Source organism: Robinsoniella sp., assembly GCF_034124845.1.
In genome coordinates, this window is the sequence record NZ_JAWYAJ010000092.1 from 1 (window position 1) to 18,215 (window position 18,215).

The 18,215-nt window shown below is 43.2% G+C and carries 19 protein-coding genes; 14 read left to right on the top strand and 5 right to left on the bottom strand.

From position 1 onward, the window contains the following. Window positions 1-96: 96 nt before the first annotated feature. Window positions 97-645: a DUF6144 family protein gene (locus tag ACH2DQ_RS04590; RefSeq protein ID WP_394914076.1), complete on the bottom strand. Its 549-nt coding sequence runs from the start codon at window positions 643-645 to the stop codon at window positions 97-99. A 105-nt stretch (window positions 646-750) separates the two neighbouring features. Further along, entirely contained in the window at window positions 751-1,584 is an 834-nt protein-coding gene (locus tag ACH2DQ_RS04595; RefSeq protein WP_394914077.1) for a GyrI-like domain-containing protein, read from the bottom strand. 271 nt (window positions 1,585-1,855) lie between these two features. Between ACH2DQ_RS04595 and ACH2DQ_RS04600 the strand changes: the two genes are divergently transcribed. From ACH2DQ_RS04600 to ACH2DQ_RS04620, 5 genes are all read left to right on the top strand, one after another. Continuing rightward, window positions 1,856-2,839 (top strand): AIR synthase family protein, encoded by a 984-nt coding sequence (locus ACH2DQ_RS04600; RefSeq protein WP_395025753.1) that lies wholly within the window; start codon window positions 1,856-1,858, stop codon window positions 2,837-2,839. Window positions 2,840-2,869: 30 nt separating this feature from the next. Further along, window positions 2,870-3,352: an Lrp/AsnC family transcriptional regulator gene (locus ACH2DQ_RS04605; protein ID WP_394914079.1), complete on the top strand. Its 483-nt coding sequence runs from the start codon at window positions 2,870-2,872 to the stop codon at window positions 3,350-3,352. Continuing rightward, complete coding sequence (locus ACH2DQ_RS04610; RefSeq protein WP_394914080.1) at window positions 3,349-4,512, top strand: aminotransferase class I/II-fold pyridoxal phosphate-dependent enzyme; 1,164 nt, start codon at window positions 3,349-3,351, stop codon at window positions 4,510-4,512. The genes ACH2DQ_RS04605 and ACH2DQ_RS04610 overlap by 4 nt, the downstream gene beginning before the upstream one ends. Window positions 4,513-4,661: 149 nt before the next feature. Continuing rightward, entirely contained in the window at window positions 4,662-5,162 is a 501-nt protein-coding gene (locus ACH2DQ_RS04615) for a tRNA (cytidine(34)-2'-O)-methyltransferase (RefSeq protein WP_394914081.1), read from the top strand. Continuing rightward, complete coding sequence (locus tag ACH2DQ_RS04620; protein WP_394914082.1) at window positions 5,149-5,544, top strand: DUF2809 domain-containing protein; 396 nt, start codon at window positions 5,149-5,151, stop codon at window positions 5,542-5,544. The genes ACH2DQ_RS04615 and ACH2DQ_RS04620 overlap by 14 nt, the downstream gene beginning before the upstream one ends. A gap of 137 nt (window positions 5,545-5,681) precedes the next feature. On the opposite strand, the gene ACH2DQ_RS04625 is transcribed toward ACH2DQ_RS04620, so the two are convergent. From ACH2DQ_RS04625 to ACH2DQ_RS04635, 3 genes are read right to left on the bottom strand one after another with little or no spacing between them, the layout of a single operon-like run. Further along, the gene (locus tag ACH2DQ_RS04625) at window positions 5,682-7,118 is read right to left on the bottom strand and encodes an ATP-binding protein (RefSeq protein WP_394914083.1); all 1,437 of its coding nucleotides are present in this window, start codon (window positions 7,116-7,118) and stop codon (window positions 5,682-5,684) included. Further along, window positions 7,118-7,819: a response regulator gene (locus ACH2DQ_RS04630; protein ID WP_394914084.1), complete on the bottom strand. Its 702-nt coding sequence runs from the start codon at window positions 7,817-7,819 to the stop codon at window positions 7,118-7,120. Before ACH2DQ_RS04630 ends, ACH2DQ_RS04625 begins: the two co-directional genes overlap by 1 nt. 48 nt (window positions 7,820-7,867) lie before the next feature. Then, on the bottom strand, window positions 7,868-10,246 hold the full coding sequence (locus tag ACH2DQ_RS04635) for an endonuclease MutS2 (RefSeq protein ID WP_394914085.1): 2,379 nt from the start codon (window positions 10,244-10,246) through the stop codon (window positions 7,868-7,870). 227 nt (window positions 10,247-10,473) lie between these two features. On the opposite strand from ACH2DQ_RS04635, the gene ACH2DQ_RS04640 reads away from it, so the two are divergent. The 9 genes from ACH2DQ_RS04640 to ACH2DQ_RS04680 all read left to right on the top strand — a co-directional run bounded on the left by ACH2DQ_RS04640 (window position 10,474) and on the right by ACH2DQ_RS04680 (window position 18,113). After that, complete coding sequence (locus ACH2DQ_RS04640) at window positions 10,474-11,775, top strand: S1C family serine protease (RefSeq protein ID WP_394914086.1); 1,302 nt, start codon at window positions 10,474-10,476, stop codon at window positions 11,773-11,775. An 80-nt stretch (window positions 11,776-11,855) separates the two neighbouring features. Further along, window positions 11,856-12,800 carry a 3'-5' exoribonuclease YhaM family protein gene (locus ACH2DQ_RS04645; protein ID WP_394914087.1) on the top strand — a complete coding sequence of 315 codons (945 nt, stop codon included), beginning with the start codon at window positions 11,856-11,858 and terminating at the stop codon, window positions 12,798-12,800. Between the two features lie 202 nt (window positions 12,801-13,002). Next, complete coding sequence (rlmD, locus tag ACH2DQ_RS04650) at window positions 13,003-14,361, top strand: 23S rRNA (uracil(1939)-C(5))-methyltransferase RlmD (RefSeq protein ID WP_394914088.1); 1,359 nt, start codon at window positions 13,003-13,005, stop codon at window positions 14,359-14,361. Between the two features lie 371 nt (window positions 14,362-14,732). Then, window positions 14,733-15,671 (top strand): COG2958 family protein, encoded by a 939-nt coding sequence (locus ACH2DQ_RS04655; RefSeq protein ID WP_395025760.1) that lies wholly within the window; start codon window positions 14,733-14,735, stop codon window positions 15,669-15,671. A gap of 194 nt (window positions 15,672-15,865) precedes the next feature. After that, window positions 15,866-16,255, top strand: a complete 390-nt coding sequence (locus ACH2DQ_RS04660) for a helix-turn-helix domain-containing protein (RefSeq protein ID WP_394914090.1) — start codon at window positions 15,866-15,868, stop codon at window positions 16,253-16,255. Between the two features lie 52 nt (window positions 16,256-16,307). Beyond that, on the top strand, window positions 16,308-17,036 hold the full coding sequence (locus tag ACH2DQ_RS04665; RefSeq protein WP_394914091.1) for an ImmA/IrrE family metallo-endopeptidase: 729 nt from the start codon (window positions 16,308-16,310) through the stop codon (window positions 17,034-17,036). 121 nt (window positions 17,037-17,157) lie between these two features. Further along, complete coding sequence (locus ACH2DQ_RS04670; protein ID WP_394914092.1) at window positions 17,158-17,334, top strand: hypothetical protein; 177 nt, start codon at window positions 17,158-17,160, stop codon at window positions 17,332-17,334. A 145-nt stretch (window positions 17,335-17,479) separates the two neighbouring features. After that, entirely contained in the window at window positions 17,480-17,896 is a 417-nt protein-coding gene (locus ACH2DQ_RS04675) for a sigma-70 family RNA polymerase sigma factor (RefSeq protein WP_394914093.1), read from the top strand. Window positions 17,897-17,963: 67 nt separating this feature from the next. Continuing rightward, window positions 17,964-18,113, top strand: a complete 150-nt coding sequence (locus ACH2DQ_RS04680; RefSeq protein ID WP_395025763.1) for a hypothetical protein — start codon at window positions 17,964-17,966, stop codon at window positions 18,111-18,113. Window positions 18,114-18,215 lie beyond the last annotated feature (102 nt).

Below are 18,215 nucleotides of genomic sequence, written 5' to 3' on the forward strand. Positions count from 1 at the left end.
GGTCCGCCCCCTTCTCTTTCCGTACACTACCTATCATTTACAAAGCGTCCTTACTTAGCAAAACCCAAATATAATGCACTTGTATTCCCTGTAACACTACCCCCAAATTACACCATGAGGAACAATTCGCATAAGACATATATCATCCCCGTATTTAATACTCTTCAACAGCTCAACATCCACATCACAGTCGAAAGCTTTTTCAAAGAGAGCTTTACTATATCCAGTCGTGCATTGGCACCATGTGAGGGTATCTAATTTTTCCACTTGGGCAAGCATAGGACAAGGGCAGAACCCGAACTGCAGATAAAGTGAGCCGTCCAGATAGGAGAGTCCTGCGGCTTTTGCTTTTTCAGATCCTGCAAATTCCTCCATACTGGAAGAAGATGCAGCCAATTCTTTTACCAGCGCCAGCTTTTCTTCCATTCCATAGCCACACTGGCATGACATTCGAATTTGCTTTACATCTGCGGTACTGAATTTCGCTTCCAGACGATGCATGGTACCATTCACCCAGGCAGCAGAATCCTGATCTGCAGCCGTTCCATCGGTTCCATAAACAATTTCTTCTGCGGTTTCTTCACTGCTCTTACGCTTGACCGCTTCCCAAATAGCCTGTTCCTGTAATTTTCTAATATCAAACATATGAATCCTCCTTCGTAAAAAAGACTTTATACTAATTGAAACTGTCTCTGATAAGACAATTTCATAATAGCATAAAGCCCTCGCAGCTACTTCTGAATTCCTGCTCTATTTAATGGGAATGTATAAATCCATAATCACAAAATCTGTTTCTTTGCTGATGTTTCGATAAATATTTAAACCGTATCGTTCATCCATTTCATAACCGCTTCCCGGCAGCCAGACAGCAAATACTCCCTGGAGTGTACAAAAGATATCTTTTATTTCGCCTGTGAATTGATAGACAGCAAATTTGCCGCCCTTTATGGTGATGATATTTTCAAGCCTGCAGTCATCGTCTATAGATGCGCATATATCGCAAATGCAGTGCTCAAAAGAAGTAATGGCAGGATCATCGTAAAACCGTTCTATGAATGTGGTGTTTTCATGAATATAATCTTTATAAGTATCAAAGAACTGATACCATTTTTCCTTTAGTTCATCATATTTACCGATGACTCGTTCATAAATAACCCGGATATTTCCAAGCTGTTCTATTTTTATTTTGCTGTTATATACTTCGTAACTCTCAAAATAATTTATAATTTCCGGTTGAAATGGATTGGAGATACTGGCTGCATTTGCTGCTTCACGGAATTTTAATGGGGATTTACAATGATGCAGTTTAAAGGATGTACTATAATTAGAAGCGCTGTAACCATAGTCCAAACCAATATTGGTAATGGTTTTGTCCCTTTTTAGTTTTAGGTCAATGGCGCTCTGATCCATTTTCAGATGTTTGATAAAAGCGTATACACTATCCCCGGTTATGGATTTAAAAGCCCGGCTGAAGTGATACTGGGAATAGTGAATGTGGGCTGCCACATCCTTTACCGTGATTTCATCGTCCAGGTGGCACAGCATATAATCGATGCTCTGATTGATAAGTTCTTTAGTGATCATAATATCCGCCTTTATGTGAGAAGTTAAACATAGATTCTCTATAGTTCTAGTGTGAGATCATCTTCCGTTATTAGTATAACACAGAACAATTTTAGAGACAATAAATCAGCTGATATCGGCTAACAGTTGCAATTGCACTTAAGTTGTATTAAAATGAATCCAATAGGATTTTTGATTCCGGCGGATATAATCCGGTGATCATTCTATGCAGTTGGCGGGAATGGATGTTCAAATTGTTCAAACACGCTTAAGGGTATCAGAAGGAGAATTTATGAAAATTGGTAAAATTTCAGAACAGACTTTAAAGAGGTCGGTGTTCAGACAGATAAAAACAAAACGAAATGAAGTTCTGCAGGGTGCAGGAGTGGGAGAGGATTGTGCAGTGTTAAAGCTTGCTCCTGGGGAAGTATTTGTATGCTCTATTGATCCCATCACAGCGGCGGCTAAGGATGCTGCGTCTCTGGCAATACACGTAACCGCCAATGATATTGCTACGTCCGGAGCACAGCCGGTAGCTGTACTGCTCAGCATTCTGCTCCCTGTTACGATGGAAGAGCCGCAACTGCGGGAAATGATGCAGGAACTGGAAGAGACCTGTGCCTCCCTGAATATTCAGATTGCGGGTGGGCATACCGAAACGACTGCAGCAGTTAACCAGCCTGTGATTACCGTGTCTGGTATCGGGAAAGCATTGGAAAGCGAAGTACTTCCAACAGGAGGTGTAAAGCCGGGACAGGATCTGATACTTACCAAATGGATTGCCCTGGAGGGAACTTCCATTATTGCGAAAGAAAAAGAAGAGGAATTGAAAAAGAGATTTCCAATGGCGATGATTGATACGGCTAAGGGATTTGACCGGTATATTTCAGTTGTGCCGGAGGCTGCCGCCGCAAGCCGCTTCGGGGTATCTGCCATGCATGATGTGACAGAGGGCGGAATCTTCGGTGCACTCTGGGAACTGGCTGAAAGTGCAGGAGTAGGACTGGAAGCGGATCTGAAAAAAATTCCGGTAAAGCAGGAAAGGATCGAAATATGTGAGTACTTTGGGCTAAATCCCTATGTTATGATGTCCAGCGGAGCGCTGCTGATTGCGGCAGACGATGGAGTAGGGCTGATTGCCGAATTGGGCAAATGCAGAATTCCTGCATCTCTGATCGGGAGAACAACCGATGGAAATGACAGAGTATTGTTTAACGGAGAGGACAGCAGATTTCTGGAACGTCCCCAGCCGGATGAAATATATAAATTGTTGTAGCAGCCTGACAGCAGGCAGATAGGAGCTAAGATGAGAGAGCAGATTTTAACATTTTTAGAGAAAAACAGCCGCATTGATCTGAAAGAACTGGCGGTATTGCTTGGTTCGGATGAGATCACAATAGCAAATGAAATTGCAAAAATGGAACAGGAGAAGGTTATCTGCGGTTACCATACCTTAATTGACTGGGATAAGACTTCCACAGAAAAAATAACTGCACTGATCGAAGTGCGGGTAACGCCCCAAAGGGGGCAGGGATTCGACTCCATTGCAGAGCGGATCTATAACTATCCGGAAGTACGCTCCGTATATTTGATTTCCGGTGCTTATGATCTGATGGTTATTCTGGAAGGAAAAACGTTAAAAGAAGTATCCGGATTTGTCTCCGACAAACTTTCTACACTGGATACCGTATTAAGCACTGCAACCCATTTTGTATTGAAGAAATATAAAGACCATGGAACGATATTTGATAAAAAAGTCAAAGATGAAAGGATGCTGGTGACCCCGTGAGAAATCCTATAGCAGATAAGGTGGTTGGAATCCAGCCATCTGGTATACGTAAATTTTTTGATATTGTAAGTGAAATGGACGATGTTATTTCACTTGGTGTGGGGGAGCCGGATTTTGATACTCCCTGGCATGTGAGAGATGAGGGGATTTATGCTCTGGAAAAGGGGAGGACCTTTTATACTTCCAATGCAGGGCTAAAAGAACTTCGTGTGGAAATATGTAAATATCTGAAACGCAGGTGTAACATAGAATATTCACCGGATCTGGAAACGCTGGTTACAGTTGGAGGAAGCGAGGCGATCGATCTGGCAATGCGTGCCATGCTGAACCCGGGAGATGAGGTCCTTATCCCACAGCCCAGCTTTGTCTCTTATCTGCCTTGCGTTGTGTTGGCAGACGGAGTACCAAAGGTTATCAACCTGAAGGAAGAAAATGAATTCCGGCTGACAAAGCAGGAATTGCTGGATGGAATCACCGAAAAAACCAAGATTCTGGTTCTGCCATTTCCAAACAACCCAACCGGCGCAGTGATGAGCCGGAAAGATCTGGAAGAAATAGCAGAAGTTATCATCGAAAAAGATTTATTTGTTTTATCTGATGAAATCTATTCGGAGCTGACCTTTAACGGAGATCATGTATCCATTGCAAGCCTGCCGGGCATGCGGGAGCGAACCATTACAATTAATGGATTTTCAAAGGCATATGCTATGACCGGATGGCGTCTGGGCTATGTATGCGCACCGGAAGAGATTACGGCACAGATGACCAAAATTCATCAGTTCGCCATCATGTGTGCGCCTACCAACAGCCAATATGCGGCAATCGAGGCGATGAAAAACGGCGATGTGGATGTTGCCGAAATGCGGGAAGCATATAATGGCAGAAGACGATATCTGATGCACGCATTTAAAGAAATGGGACTGCCCTGTTTTGAACCTTTCGGAGCTTTCTACGTATTCCCATGCATCAAAGAATTTGGAATGACCTCAGAAGAATTTGCCACCAGGCTGTTAGAAGAGGAAAAAGTAGCAGTAGTTCCGGGATCTGCATTTGGGGACTGCGGCGAAGGTTATCTCCGTATCTCATACGCATATTCCCTGGAGGACCTGAAAGTGGCGCTCAAACACCTGGAACGGTTTATTACTAAGCTGCGGGGATAGAGCGTGTAGCGAACAGCTGTCAGAAAGTAATTATAAAACATGCTTTAGAGTGTGTAGCGCACAGTTGCCAGAAAGCAATTTTACAGTTACTGCAGCGTGTTTAAAAATAAAAGACGGAAGATAAGACTGATTAGGAGGTTAAGCTTTACATGGCTAAATTAAATGTTGTATTATATGAGCCGGAGATCCCGGCTAATACAGGGAATATAGGGAGAACCTGTGTAGCTACAGGCACCAGGCTACATCTTATTGAACCACTGGGATTTCGTTTGAATGAAAAAGAGATTAAAAGAGCAGGTATGGATTACTGGAAGGATCTGGATGTTACGACTTACGTTAATTATGAGGATTTTCTGAGTAAAAACCCAGGTGCCAAGATTTATATGGCAAGCACAAAGGCACCTCAGGTATACACGGAAGCTTCCTATGAGCCTGACTGTTATATTATGTTTGGCAAAGAAAGCGCGGGAATACCGGAAGAAATTCTGCTTCAGAACCAGGAGACTACGGTGCGAATCCCCATGATTGGAGATATCCGTTCCTTAAATCTTGCAAATTCCGTATCCATTGTGCTTTATGAGGCACTGCGGCAGAATCAGTTTGACCATATGCAGCTGGAAGGCCATCTTACGAAATATGACTGGAAATAAAAGTAAAAGCCGAAAGCGGCTGATATTTGCCGGCTTGTTTGCCGTGCTGTTTTTAATAGAAGTGGGGATTGCGCTGTTTGTGCATGATCAAATCATCCGTCCTTATATGGGAGATGTTCTGGTTGTGATCGTGGTCTACTGCTTTGTACGTATTTTTTTGCCGGATGGGTTGCGTAAGCTGCCGCTGTATGTATTTTTATTTGCGGTATTTGTGGAAGCTTTGCAATATTTTCATCTGGTGGAATTATTGGGACTGGAGAATAACACTTTGGCGAGGGTTATTTTGGGTTCTGTGTTTGACTGGAAAGACATTGTAAGTTATGCAGTGGGATGTTTGCTGCTGGCGGTATTTGAATTTATTAGATATAGTCAGGAGAAATAAATTTCATTTATAAGCTGCTAAGTAAGAGAAAAAAGAAGATAACCGGAAGCTGCATGTGCCCGGGTATCTTCTTTTTTTGGTGATCAGGATCTGTTCCAGAGTGTGTTTGGGTTCTGGGACAAATTATATTTTTATATTTATTCGTACACTTGGTTCACAGTTTCTTTTGCTTTTGCCAATGTGAATGTAAATTCAGTGCCCACACCTAAGGTGCTGACAACATTGATATTTTCATTATGTGCCTGGATGATTTCTTTTGTAATGGCGAGTCCAAGGCCGGTACCCTTTTTATCTTTTCCACGGGAGGGATCTGTCTTGTAAAATCTTTCCCATATTTTTTTGATGCTTTCCTTGGGAATGCCCTCTCCGGTGTCTTTTACGGAGACGAATACCTTTTCATGCCTCACCGTGGTTTCTATGAAAATGGACGAATCCTGGTGGCTGAATTTAATGGCATTGTCGATGAGGTTGTAAAGTACCTGCTGGATTTTGCCCATGTCTGCATTTACCAACAGCGTCTGGGACTCAAAAACCAGCTGTATGGTAATCCGTTTATTGGTACAGGTTCCTTCAAAGGATGCCGCAGTATCTTTGATGACACCGTTAATGTCAAAGTCGGTAAGCTCCAGCAGGGTTCCCTTGTCATCGAAGTTGTTCAGCGTCAGAAGCCCTCTGGTAAGTTTATTCAGCCTTTCCGTTTCCGAAAGTACAATTTTCAGGTACTTATCCTGCATTTCCGGGGGAATGGTGCCATCCTGGATTGCTTCCACATAACCTTTTATGGAGGTCAGCGGGGAGCGGAAGTCGTGTGAAATATTGGATATAAATTTCCGCTGGTATTCGCCGGATTTATTCAGCTCGCTTGCCATGTAGTTTAAGGAAGCTGCCAGATAACCGATTTCATCGTCCGTCTCCACAGGAAGGGTGTAGTTCAGATTTCCGCTGGCATATTCGTTTACCGCCTGGATGATCTTCTTGATGGGGATGTAAACCATGGCAGTAAATGCCCCCAGAATAATCAGAGACAGCAGGAAAATCAATCCGAATGTTATGTAGGAAATATTCAGGACAGAATTTTTCTCGGATTCCAGCAGGTTCATATTATAATGCATGGCGATGTAGCCTTTTACTTTATAATTGGATGTAACCGGTACTACTACGCTCAAAACGTTGGTAGAAAAGCTGTCGAAGAAGGTTCCTACCTGATAATAACTGGAAGTCAGCGCTGTAGGGTCAAATCCGTTAATGGTTTTTAAATGTTCCGGGTCATAGATTTCACCGGAATTCAACAGGATCTGCCCTTTGGTATTAATGAGCCAGATCTGGGCGGACTGATAGGATGCCAGCGCACGCATATTGGTGTAGATCTCCAGCATGGAAGGACCGCCGCCGGAATAAGATTCAGCAATCTGACCGGAGGCAAGGACGTTCAGCTCCTTATACATGGCTTCTGCCTTTGAGTTAACCAGGTATTTATGGGTTAGAAAGGAACTTAAGGTAGAGATCAGTACGAAGCTCAGGACTCCGAATACGAGAAATACGGAAATGAACTTAATGTATAACGCTTTTTTCATTAAGATTTCACCTCAAATTTGTAACCGATGCCCCAGACTGTGGAAATTGCCCAGTTTGCATGGTCTTTGATTTTTTCACGAAGGCGCTTAATATGTACGTCTACGGTACGGGTATCACCGATGTATTCATAGCCCCAGATGTGATCCAGAAGCTGTTCTCTGGTGAACACCTGGTTTGGGGATGAAGCCAGAAAATATAATAATTCCAGCTCTTTTGGCGGCATGTCCACCGTTTCCCCCATATAGACTACGGAATAATTGGTCTGATTGATAACCAGATCCTGATATTCCACGTATTTGCCGGCGGGCTTTGCAGCAGCGGGTTTTTCCGGCTGGAAGCGGCGGAGTACCGCCTTTACCCGGGCTACCAGCTCTTTGGAATCAAAGGGCTTGATCATATAATCATCGGCACCTAATTCCAAACCTAAAACTTTATCAAAGATTTCTCCCTTGGCGGAGAGCATAATAATCGGAACGGAAGATTTCTGCCGGATTTCGCGGCAGACCTGATAGCCGTCCATACCCGGAAGCATCAGATCCAGCAGGATCAGGTTGGGCTGGAAATGGTCGAATTCTTTGATGGCCTCTTCCCCGTCATATACCATTTTTGTATCAAAACATTCTTTTGTTAAATAAAGAGAAATAAGTTCTGCAATGTTAGCATCATCATCTACGATCATGATTTTCTGTCTTGTCACCATAATGACCTCCTTAAATGTGGAATAAATGTAAGTGAATATCCCATATTACTATTTGTTAAATTCTACAATTGTAACGCCGGAATCACCTTCACCAAATTCACCGAGGCGGTAAGAAGCTACGATCTTTGAACGCCTCAGATAATTGTGCACCGCTTTACGAAGTGCACCGGTACCTTTACCGTGTACAACGCGAACAGATGGCATATGTGCCAGGTAAGCGTCATCCAGGTATTTGTCCAGTTCGGCAAGGGCTTCGTCGGAGGTCTTGCCAAGCAGGTTAATTTCAATGCCCACAGAAGCAGATTTGGACATTTTTATCTTTCCGCTGCCGGACCGGCTCATGTTCGGGGCGGTTATAACCGGTTCATCGATACGTTCCAGATCGCTTATATTTACCTGGGAGCGCAGAATGCCCATCTGAACAAACAGATCGCCCTTGGCATTGGGCAGGGTACTTACGGTTCCCCGCAGGTTCAGGCTCAGGACCTTCACGCTGTCGCCCACACGCAGTTCTTTCGGTTTAATTGCCTTAACGGCTTTTTTTTCTGCCTTCATAGCCAGATTTTTTTCTACGGAAGACATTTTTTCACGAAGTCGGCTGCGTTCCTGCTCCATAAGCTTGGAGGAAATTCCTTCTTTGCCGAATTTGTTAAAATTCTTAATGGTTGTGTCTGCGTATTCTTTTGCCTCACGAAGAATCTGGTGAGCCTGTTCATTTGCTTCTCTTAGAATCTTATCTTTACTGGTATTCAGTTTTACCTGTTTCTCTTCCAGCTTTTCTTTCAGGGTCTGGATTTCCTGTTTATAGCGGTTAATTTCCTCCCGCTCCTGTTCAATGGTTACCCGGCTGTTTTCCAGGTTCGTAATCAGGTCTTCAAAACTCTCGTCCTGTTCACTTAAATGTCCCTTTGCCTCCTCGATGATCTCCTGTGGCAGACCCAGTTTACCGGAAATGGCAAAGGCGTTACTCTTGCCTGGAATGCCGATCAGGAGGCGATAAGTCGGGCGGAGGGTTTCCACGTTAAATTCACAGCAGCCATTTTCCACCCCGGGGGTAGAAAGGGCAAATACTTTCAGTTCGCTGTAATGGGTGGTCGCCATTGTCCGGATGCCCTGGCGGTGCAGATTGCTCAGAATGGCAATTGCAAGTGCGGCACCTTCCGTGGGGTCAGTTCCGGCACCTAATTCATCAAACAGAACCAGTGATTTATCCGTTGCATGTTCCAAAATAGTAACAATATTGGTCATATGGGAAGAAAAGGTACTAAGGCTCTGCTCAATACTCTGTTCATCTCCGATATCGGCATAAACTTCTTCAAATACAGCCAGCTCCGAGCGGTCAAATGCCGGAATATGCAGACCAGCCTGCCCCATCAGGGTAAATAAGCCCACTGTTTTTAAGGAAACCGTCTTACCACCGGTATTAGGACCGGTAATAATCAGAAGTTCAAATTGCTGTCCCAGCTGGATATCAATAGGCACAACTTTTTTCTTATCCAGCAGAGGATGGCGTCCTTTTTTGATATTGATATATCCCCGTTCATTAAAGATGGGTTCACTTCCGTTATAGGATTTTGCCAGCATGGCACGGGCAAAAATAAAGTCTAATTTTGTCAAAAGTGCCAGATCTTCTTCCAGTGCTTCCAGCTCTTCAGCTGCCTGTGAACTTAAAGTAGAAAGGATCACATCAATTTCTTTTTCTTCCTTTAATTCCAGTTCCCGGATATCGTTGTTTAACTTAACCACAGCCATGGGTTCCACAAATATTGTGGAGCCGGTGGAAGACTGGTCATGGATCATACCCGGTACCTGCCCCCGGTATTCAGCCTTAACGGGAATGCAGTAGCGGCCATTTCGCATAGTAATAACCGCATCCTGTAAATAAGTACGGACAGATCCGTTTACCATAGAAGAGAGCTGGGAATGGATCTTGTCATTTGTCTGCTTCATCTGGCGTCTGATATGATGAAGTGCAGGGCTGGCATCATCGCTGATCTCCGTTTCCGAAGGGATGCAGCGTCTGATCTCCGTAGAAAGCGGGGTCAGCGGCTGCAATGCCTCGAACATTTCATCCAGACAGTCCGGTTCATCATTATCTGTCTCACCGCGGGAATAGGATTTCACACGGCTGCAAGTCTCAAGCAGCTTGCAGATGCGCAGTAATTCTTCCATGCTGAGAATACTTCCGATATCGAGGCGCTTTAAAGAACCCCGGATATCCGTTACTCCTGAAAAGGATACACTTCCTTTTTGATAAATGCGTAAAAGGGCGTCCCTTGTTTCGTGCTGCATAATCCCAATTTCTTCTATATCAGAGGAAGGAAGCAGGTTCTTACACTGTTCCTTGCCAAGAAGGGAACCTGCAAATTCCGTAAGCTGATCTATGATTTTGTAATATTCCAATGTTTTTAATGCTTTTTGATTCATAAATTCACCTGTTTATCTATTTTATAGTTAGAGCCTTGAATGTTAAAGCGTACGTATTGGTGCATCGGATTTAGATACGCTCTATTAGCCTGCTTCTATCATACCCCATAAACGGACAATTGAAAACCTAAATTTTTCTAAAATTCATAGATTGTTCATATGTGTTTGATAGAATTAGGACATTACTGTGGGGATATGTGTTTTACTGTGAGAAGGAGAGTACTTTTATGTCGCAACAAGGAAAAAAGGATTTTACTTTTATCAATGAGCATATTAAGACAAAGCCATTTTATAAGAAGAAATGGTTTCTGAAGACGGGAGCAGCGGTAGGACTTGCTGTTGTATTCGGCGCTGTAGCCGGATTGACATTTGCAGTCATAACGCCTTGGGCAAAACAGAAATTTGGAGAGCCCCAGACCCCGACACAGATCGTAATTGCGCAAGAAGAAGAGACAGAGAAGCCGACGGAAAAACCGACAGAAAAGCCAACTGACGCTGTGGTGACGGAAGAAGAGAGCGAGATTATACCGCAGACAGTCATTGAAGAAAAGGCGCTTAACCTGTCGGATTATAAAAAACTATACAGTCAGATGTACTCGGTAGCCAGAGAAGCACAAAGAGCAGTGGTAACGGTGACGGGAAGCAGCAGCAATGTGGATCTGTTTAACGAACCATCGGAAAACAATGTAGAAGCGTCCGGGCTGATTGTAGCCGCAAACGGTGCATATATGTACGTGCTGACCGAATCAGCAGTCCTTGAAAGTGCAGAACGTGTACGGGTAACATTCCCCGATGCAACTATGGTGGACGCAGATGTGCAGAAACAGGATCCCATAACCGATATGGCGCTGGTGAGGCTTCCGATCAGTAAGATTCCGGAAGAGACGAAGAATCTCATCGATACCTCGGCATTGGCGAGCTCCTGCTCCGTATCTCAGGGCGTACCGGTGATTGCAATTGGCAGTCCCATGGGTTATACGGAATCAATTGCATTTGGCATGGTCACATCGATTTTCCCAACATCGGTAGAAGACAGAGAATATAATATGATCAACACCGATATTATTGGAAGCAGCGAAGGCAGTGGTATTCTGGTAAATCTGGACGGTAAAATAGTAGGAGTCATCACCAGGGATTTTTCAAACCAAATGGAACAGTCCACAGTAACCGGTGTATCGATTTCCGAAATACGGCAGATGATCGAGAATATGACCAATAACGTGGAAATGGCTTATATGGGTATTATCGGAAAAGAAGTTACCGAAAGTATGCAAAAGGAATCCCTCATTCCCGAGGGCGTCTATGTAAAAGAAATAGCCGCAGATTCTCCCGCAATGTATGCCGGTATTCAAAAAGCAGATATACTGATATCCATAAATGGGGAAAAAATCACAAATATGAAACAGTACAGCGACCAGCTAGGGAAATTAAGGCCGGAAGACATTGCCCATGTGATGCTGATGCGCCAGGGGCTTGATGGCAATTACGCTGAAATCAACGCTGACGTAACACTTGGAAATGCACAGTAGATTCCTGGGATTATTTGTGGTATAATCGTGAACGGCGATTATAAATAATATACAGTTTGGAAAGGTAAGAGAAAAAAGTTATGAAATACATTGAAATGCTGCGTGAGGGTGAACGTGTCGGAGATATCTATTTATGCAAATATAAACAGTCCGCCATAACCAAAAACGGAAAAACTTATGAAAACGTTGTTCTTCAGGACAAGACTGGCACAATCGATGCGAAGATCTGGGATCCCAATTCCCAGGGAATCGACGATTTCGATGCCATGGATTACATAGATGTAGTAGGAGACGTAACCAGCTTCCAGGGAACTTTGCAGTTAAATATAAAACGTGTCCGGAAAGCACAGTCCGGCGAATATGAACCAGCGGATTATCTTCCTGTGAGCTCCAGAGACATTGAAGAAATGTACAAAGAGCTTCTGAGCCTCATCGGTCAGATCCAAAACCCATATCTCAAAGAGCTTACAGACAGCTTTTTCGAGAAAAATGAAAGCTTTATCAAAGCATTTAAATTCCATTCCGCAGCAAAATCCGTGCATCATGGATTTGTGGGAGGGCTGTTAGAACATACCCTTGGCGTGCTGAACCTTTGCGCAGACTATGTACGTCAGTATCCATTTTTGAACAAGGATCTGCTGTTTACCTCAGCAGTCTTCCATGATATCGGTAAAATGCGTGAGTTATCTGCATTCCCGGAGAATGATTACACAGATGATGGACAGCTTCTGGGCCACATTTTCATCGGTGCGGAATTACTGGGCAGCAGCATCCGGAAAATACCAAACTTCCCGGCAAAACTGGCAAGTGAATTGAGACACTGCATCCTGGCACATCATGGTGAACTGGAATACGGCTCTCCGAAAAAACCGGCGCTTGCAGAAGCAGTGGCACTGAATCTGGCAGACAATACCGATGCGAAGATGGAGACTATGAAGGAAGTGATCATGGGCGCCGGGGATAATACGGATTGGCTTGGGTATAACCGGTTGTTTGAATCTAATATTCGGAAGACCAGTATTTAAGGAAAAGATAGATGGTGAAGAAATGGCTGGAGACGGTCGGGGTGTTGTGTGTACGTAATGGATTTTATACAACAAAATAGTCAGGACGTGTATAGCAGGCAGCCCGGTCGGTGCCTGCTATATTTTCAATTGTTATTTACATCAGGTAGATGAAAGGGAAATTATTTTAATGAAAAAGAATGATCGAGCAGAAGTTATTTCAATGAAGAAGAATGATTTAGTGGAAGTTAAAATAGAAGATATTGGCATGGATGGAGAAGGAATCGGCAAGGTAGACGGATATACGCTGTTTGTCAAAGATGCGGTGATTGGAGATGAGATCGAGGCAAAAATCACAAAAGCCAAGAAAAATTATGGCTATGCAAGAATGATCAACATTAAAGAGCCTTCCCCATACCGCATAGAAGCCAAATGTCCGGTTGCCAGACAATGCGGAGGCTGCCAGATTCAGGAAATGTCCTACGATCAACAGCTCATATTCAAAGAAAATAAAATCCGCAACAATCTGATCCGAATCGGGAAGTTTGAGAATCCACCCATGGAGCCTATCATAGGAATGAAAGAACCGTTTTTTTACCGGAACAAAGCCCAGTTCCCCATCGGAACAGACAAGGACGGCAATATCATCGCAGGCTTTTATGCAGGCAGAACCCATGACATTATTCCCAATCGAAAATGTTTCCTGGGCGTTGACATCAATGAAACTATATTAGATAAAGTTATTGATTACATGAATGAAAACAAGGTTTCTTCCTACAATGAAACTACCGGAAAAGGCCTGGTTCGCCATGTTCTGATCCGTTATGGTTTTCGGACGAAAGAGATTATGGTCTGTATCATTGTAAATGGGAAGTCGCTGCCAAATCAGGAGGCACTGATCAAAAGCCTCTGTGAACTAGATGGAATGACCAGTATAACCCTCAATGTAAATCGCGAGAAAACGAATGTAATTCTTGGGAGAGAGATCGTAGAATTGTGGGGAAAGGGATATATTGAAGATTATATCGGCGATGTGAAGTATCAGATTTCTCCGTTATCTTTCTATCAGATAAATCCGGCACAGACGGAGAAACTCTATGGTACTGCGCTGGAATATGCAGGTCTTACCGGGAATGAGACGGTGTGGGATCTTTATTGCGGGATTGGGACTATTTCGCTGTTTTTAGCTCAACGGGCTAAGCAGGTATATGGGGTGGAAATCGTTCCGGAGGCGATAGAAGATGCCAGGAGGAATGCGAAGTTAAATGGGATAGAGAATGCAGAGTTTTATGTGGGGAAATCGGAAGAAGTGTTGCCGAAGAAGCTGGCTGAGGAGAATGTGAAAGCGGATGTAGTTGTGGTTGATCCGCCAAGGAAAGGGTGCGAGGAGGCTTTGCTGAAGGCTATCCTGGAAATGGGAGTTCCTAAGGTGGTGTATGTGAGCTGTGATAGCGCTACGCTGGCAAGGGATCTGAGGTATCTTTGTGATGGGGGGTATGAGGTTGAGAGAGTGCGGGGGGTGGATATGTTTGGGAATACTGGGCATGTTGAAACCGCCGTGCTTCTCGTGCGGAAACCTTGATTCTAGGCGGGGTTGCGGGATTGTTTGGAGAAAATGGAGTTGTGTTTTTGCGGATGATGAGATGGATAAGTTTCCGCAGATAGGGGGACGGGGATAACGCCGGAGAGTTTGAATATGAGGGTTTTGTTGGAAATAAGATACAATCTGGCAAAACCCTTACTATTTGGCAAAAGTGTATACTGTCTGGCAAAACCAGTATTGTGCGATAAAAGCGATAGTTGCTGAGTAAAATAAACAATGATAAATTTTTGCTTGTAATTTATTAACCCGTCGTTTAAACTGAACCTATCTGAATACACAGTTCTGAAAACATATCGTTCGGGAGTTCCCCGGTATATTCAATCATACTTTAAGGCTAAGGAGAGGTAGGTTTGGCGTTTGGATTTATTGATTTTGCAAAAGAAGTTTTGAAAGCTTCGGAAAGTCCGCTGTCTGTGGAAGAGATGTGGGAAGCAGGCTGTAACCAGGGGCTTGATGAGAAGCTGGGTTCTTCCGGCAAAACACCAATTAGGACCCTGTCAGCCAGAATCTATGTAGATATCAAAAACAACATGGATTCGGTATTTATACAGGTTAGCAAAAGGCCAGCTAAATTTTATCTGAAAGGAAAAGACATTAATCCAGAAAAAGTAATCCCGGATTCTGGTGCAGGCAGGAAAAAGAGTAAATTTACAGAAAGGGATTTACATATTTTACTATCAAGCTTTGTCTGCACGGACGAGCATTTTAAATGTATGACAAAGACGATTTATCATGAAGTTTCCAAGAGGGAAAAAAGTGGTAAGAATAAATGGCTGCATCCTGATATTGTGGGGGTTCATTTTCCGTTTGATTCTTATACGGATAATACACTGAAGCTTTTCGATGTGTTGAAGGTCAACCCATATAAGCTGTATTCATTTGAGATGAAAATTAGCCTGACTCTGTCAAACTTGCGGGAATATTACTTTCAGGCAGTGTCAAATTCAAGCTGGGCGCATGAAGGATACCTGGTTGCGCTTCAAATATCAGAGGAACCGGAACTGATGGATGAATTGCGGAGATTGAATAATGCCTTTGGGATTGGGGTAATCCGTCTGGATGCGGAACACTTTATGCAGAGTGAGATACTATTTTCAGCGAAAGAGAAAGATTCCCTTGATTGGGATACGATAAATCGGCTGGTGGATGATAACCGGAATTTTAAAAGTTTTCTCAATGATTTGATGGAGGATGTCAAAGTTGGAAAAGTCAAGAGCAGGTATGATGACGTCTGTCTGGAAGAGGAGCAAATGTATCAATATGTTTTGAAATGCGGTATTGTATCCTGATGAATGAATAACAATTCTATTTAAAAGATAGTCCTTGACTGTTTGCTTTAAAAGCAGGCGGTCAGGGATTTTTTAGTTTTGTTTATCTGATATGTTCCCTTTTATAAAAAAATGTGTCAATGAACAAGTTGACGAATAAATGTTTGTTTTTATGGAAAAGCTTACCATATAAAATTTTTACAGGGAGAACAGCCATGAATACAAATCATAGATTGGAATTTGGAAAATATGTGGAGACGCTGCGGAAGGGCAGGGGGAAGTCTCTTCGGGAGACGGCAAAAGCCATAAAAGTATCACCCCAGTTTTATAGCGAAGTGGAGAAAGGGAGGAGCAGTGCGTTTACTGCAGAAAGGTTGAAGTCGCTGGCCTGCTTTCTCTTATTAAATGATGATGAAGTCCATACACTTTATGATATGGCGGCAGAATCACGGTCATCCAGTGATATTGCGACACCACAGGACTGTGCCGATTATATGCTGTGCAACAGTTATGTAGTAGAAGCGCTGCGGCTTTCGATGGAAACCGGTGCGGGAGAAAAAGAATGGCAGGTTCTTTTGGATGAGTTAAGAGCAAGGAAGGGGTGATCTGTCTATGTACCAGCCAAGGTTAAGAAAGAGCAGAAACAGGATTCCTATTATGAGTAATGCTGAAATTGATGAACATGCGGAAGAACTGTTGAAAGACTACAAATCTACTGTGTTGAAAAATCCGCAGCCAGTGGATATAGAAGCCTTTGCAGAAATTTATCTCGATCTGGCGTTAGATTACACTTATTTGTCTCATTGCGGCCTGATTTTAGGCAGGATGATATTTCAAAATACAGAAAGAGTTCCTGTGTATCTGCCACGGGAAAAATGTGCTGATTATCTGTATGTGGATAGAGGAACTATGATGATTGATAATACCGTATTGGAGGATAGGAAGGAGTACCGGCTCCGGTCCACCATAGGGCACGAATGCGGGCATTGGATATTCCACTCTGATTATTATACGCACACAAATTACCAAAGTCAGGGGATAAAGCCGCAATCAGGTATTACCGAATGCCGGAAAATAGATATTGAGGGCGGATCAGGAACGGCAGGTAAACGAAGGCTGATTACAGATACAGATTGGCTGGAGCACCAGGCTAAGTATTTCAGTGCTGCTATTTTAATGCCAAAGACGCCATTTGTCAGTGTGGCATTAGATATGCAGGAGAACAACCACCATAGTGAAACAGACATCACAGAGGCACTTTCCAGGATATTTCAAGTATCGCCAGCTTCTGCTAAAATACGGCTTGTTCAGTTGGGACTTACCGGATGTTCCAATCAGGATGTTAGATTTGCAAATGTAAATTATTTGACATGTTCCAGTATCTGACAGGCACTCTGTGGGTAACAGAGTGCTGATTTAAAAGAGTACGTGTCAAGTAAATGGTTGTCAAACTAAAATTTTTTTAGATATTTTGTCAACCAGTGGATTGACAGGAAAGGAGAGGCGTATGAAAGAAAAAATTTACTGTCCGCTATGCAGGAAACGGGCTTTTGATTTTTATTCCTCGTCAAACGGAGAAATTTGGGTGGAACTGAAGTGTCCCCATTGCCGGAACATCGTACAAGTCCGCTGCCAAATTTGCACCAGCCAGAAGGACAAGAAAGAAGAATTGATAACTCAATAACTAAGTAACCTACCGAGCAAAGGGTCCGCAAATGCGAGACACCAAATAGCCGGAGTAAAGCAGAATTACAGCTTACTCCGGCTATTTTTTTGCCCTTTTCCAATCTGCTGTTGCTGCTTTACTCACGGGTAAAGAAAGGAACAGCATGAAAATCAAATATAAATTTATGACCGGGGAAAGGTTGGAACTTGAAGTGGATGATAACATTGGAGAAATTATGATTGAGATGGAGAAAACGCAATCCAGAAGGAACCGGACTGAAACAAGGCGGCATAATTCGTTGGAATTTATGCAGGAAAGCCGGGAAGGGCATCTTCCAAAGCAGTTTGCAGATGAAAGAACGGATATTGAGCAAATAATGATCGATTTTGAAGAAAAGGAAAGACTTCACCGGGCCATTCAGAAATTGGACGGTAAGGATGCCATGATTGTACAGAAGTATTATTTTGAGGAAAAAGCTATGGCTGAAATAGGTAAGGAGTTGAGTATTTCTACAATGGCTGTGTCTAAGAGATTAAAAAAAATTCCTGATAAAATAAAAAAGTTATGGAAGCTGGTTTAATTTGTGATTCTCTCGTGGCTATATAGTAGGGCATTCAATAGGACCCAATTGTGAAAGGAGACTGCGGGTGATGAAAACAATCCGAATTATTGTAAAAGGTGGTGAAAATCCACAAATTACAGTCTCAAAAGATAAAGCAAATAAGGGCATACCCGGATTTTTGCTCAGAAAAAAGGAATCAGAAACTCTGTATGGAAAGGGGATGCAGAAATTATGAAAAAGGTGTTTATCTGCAGCCCCTTCCGTGGGGATGTGGAAGGGAACAGCGCAAAGGCGGCGGGGTATTGCCGGAGGGCTTATGAGGAGGGGAATCTTCCCA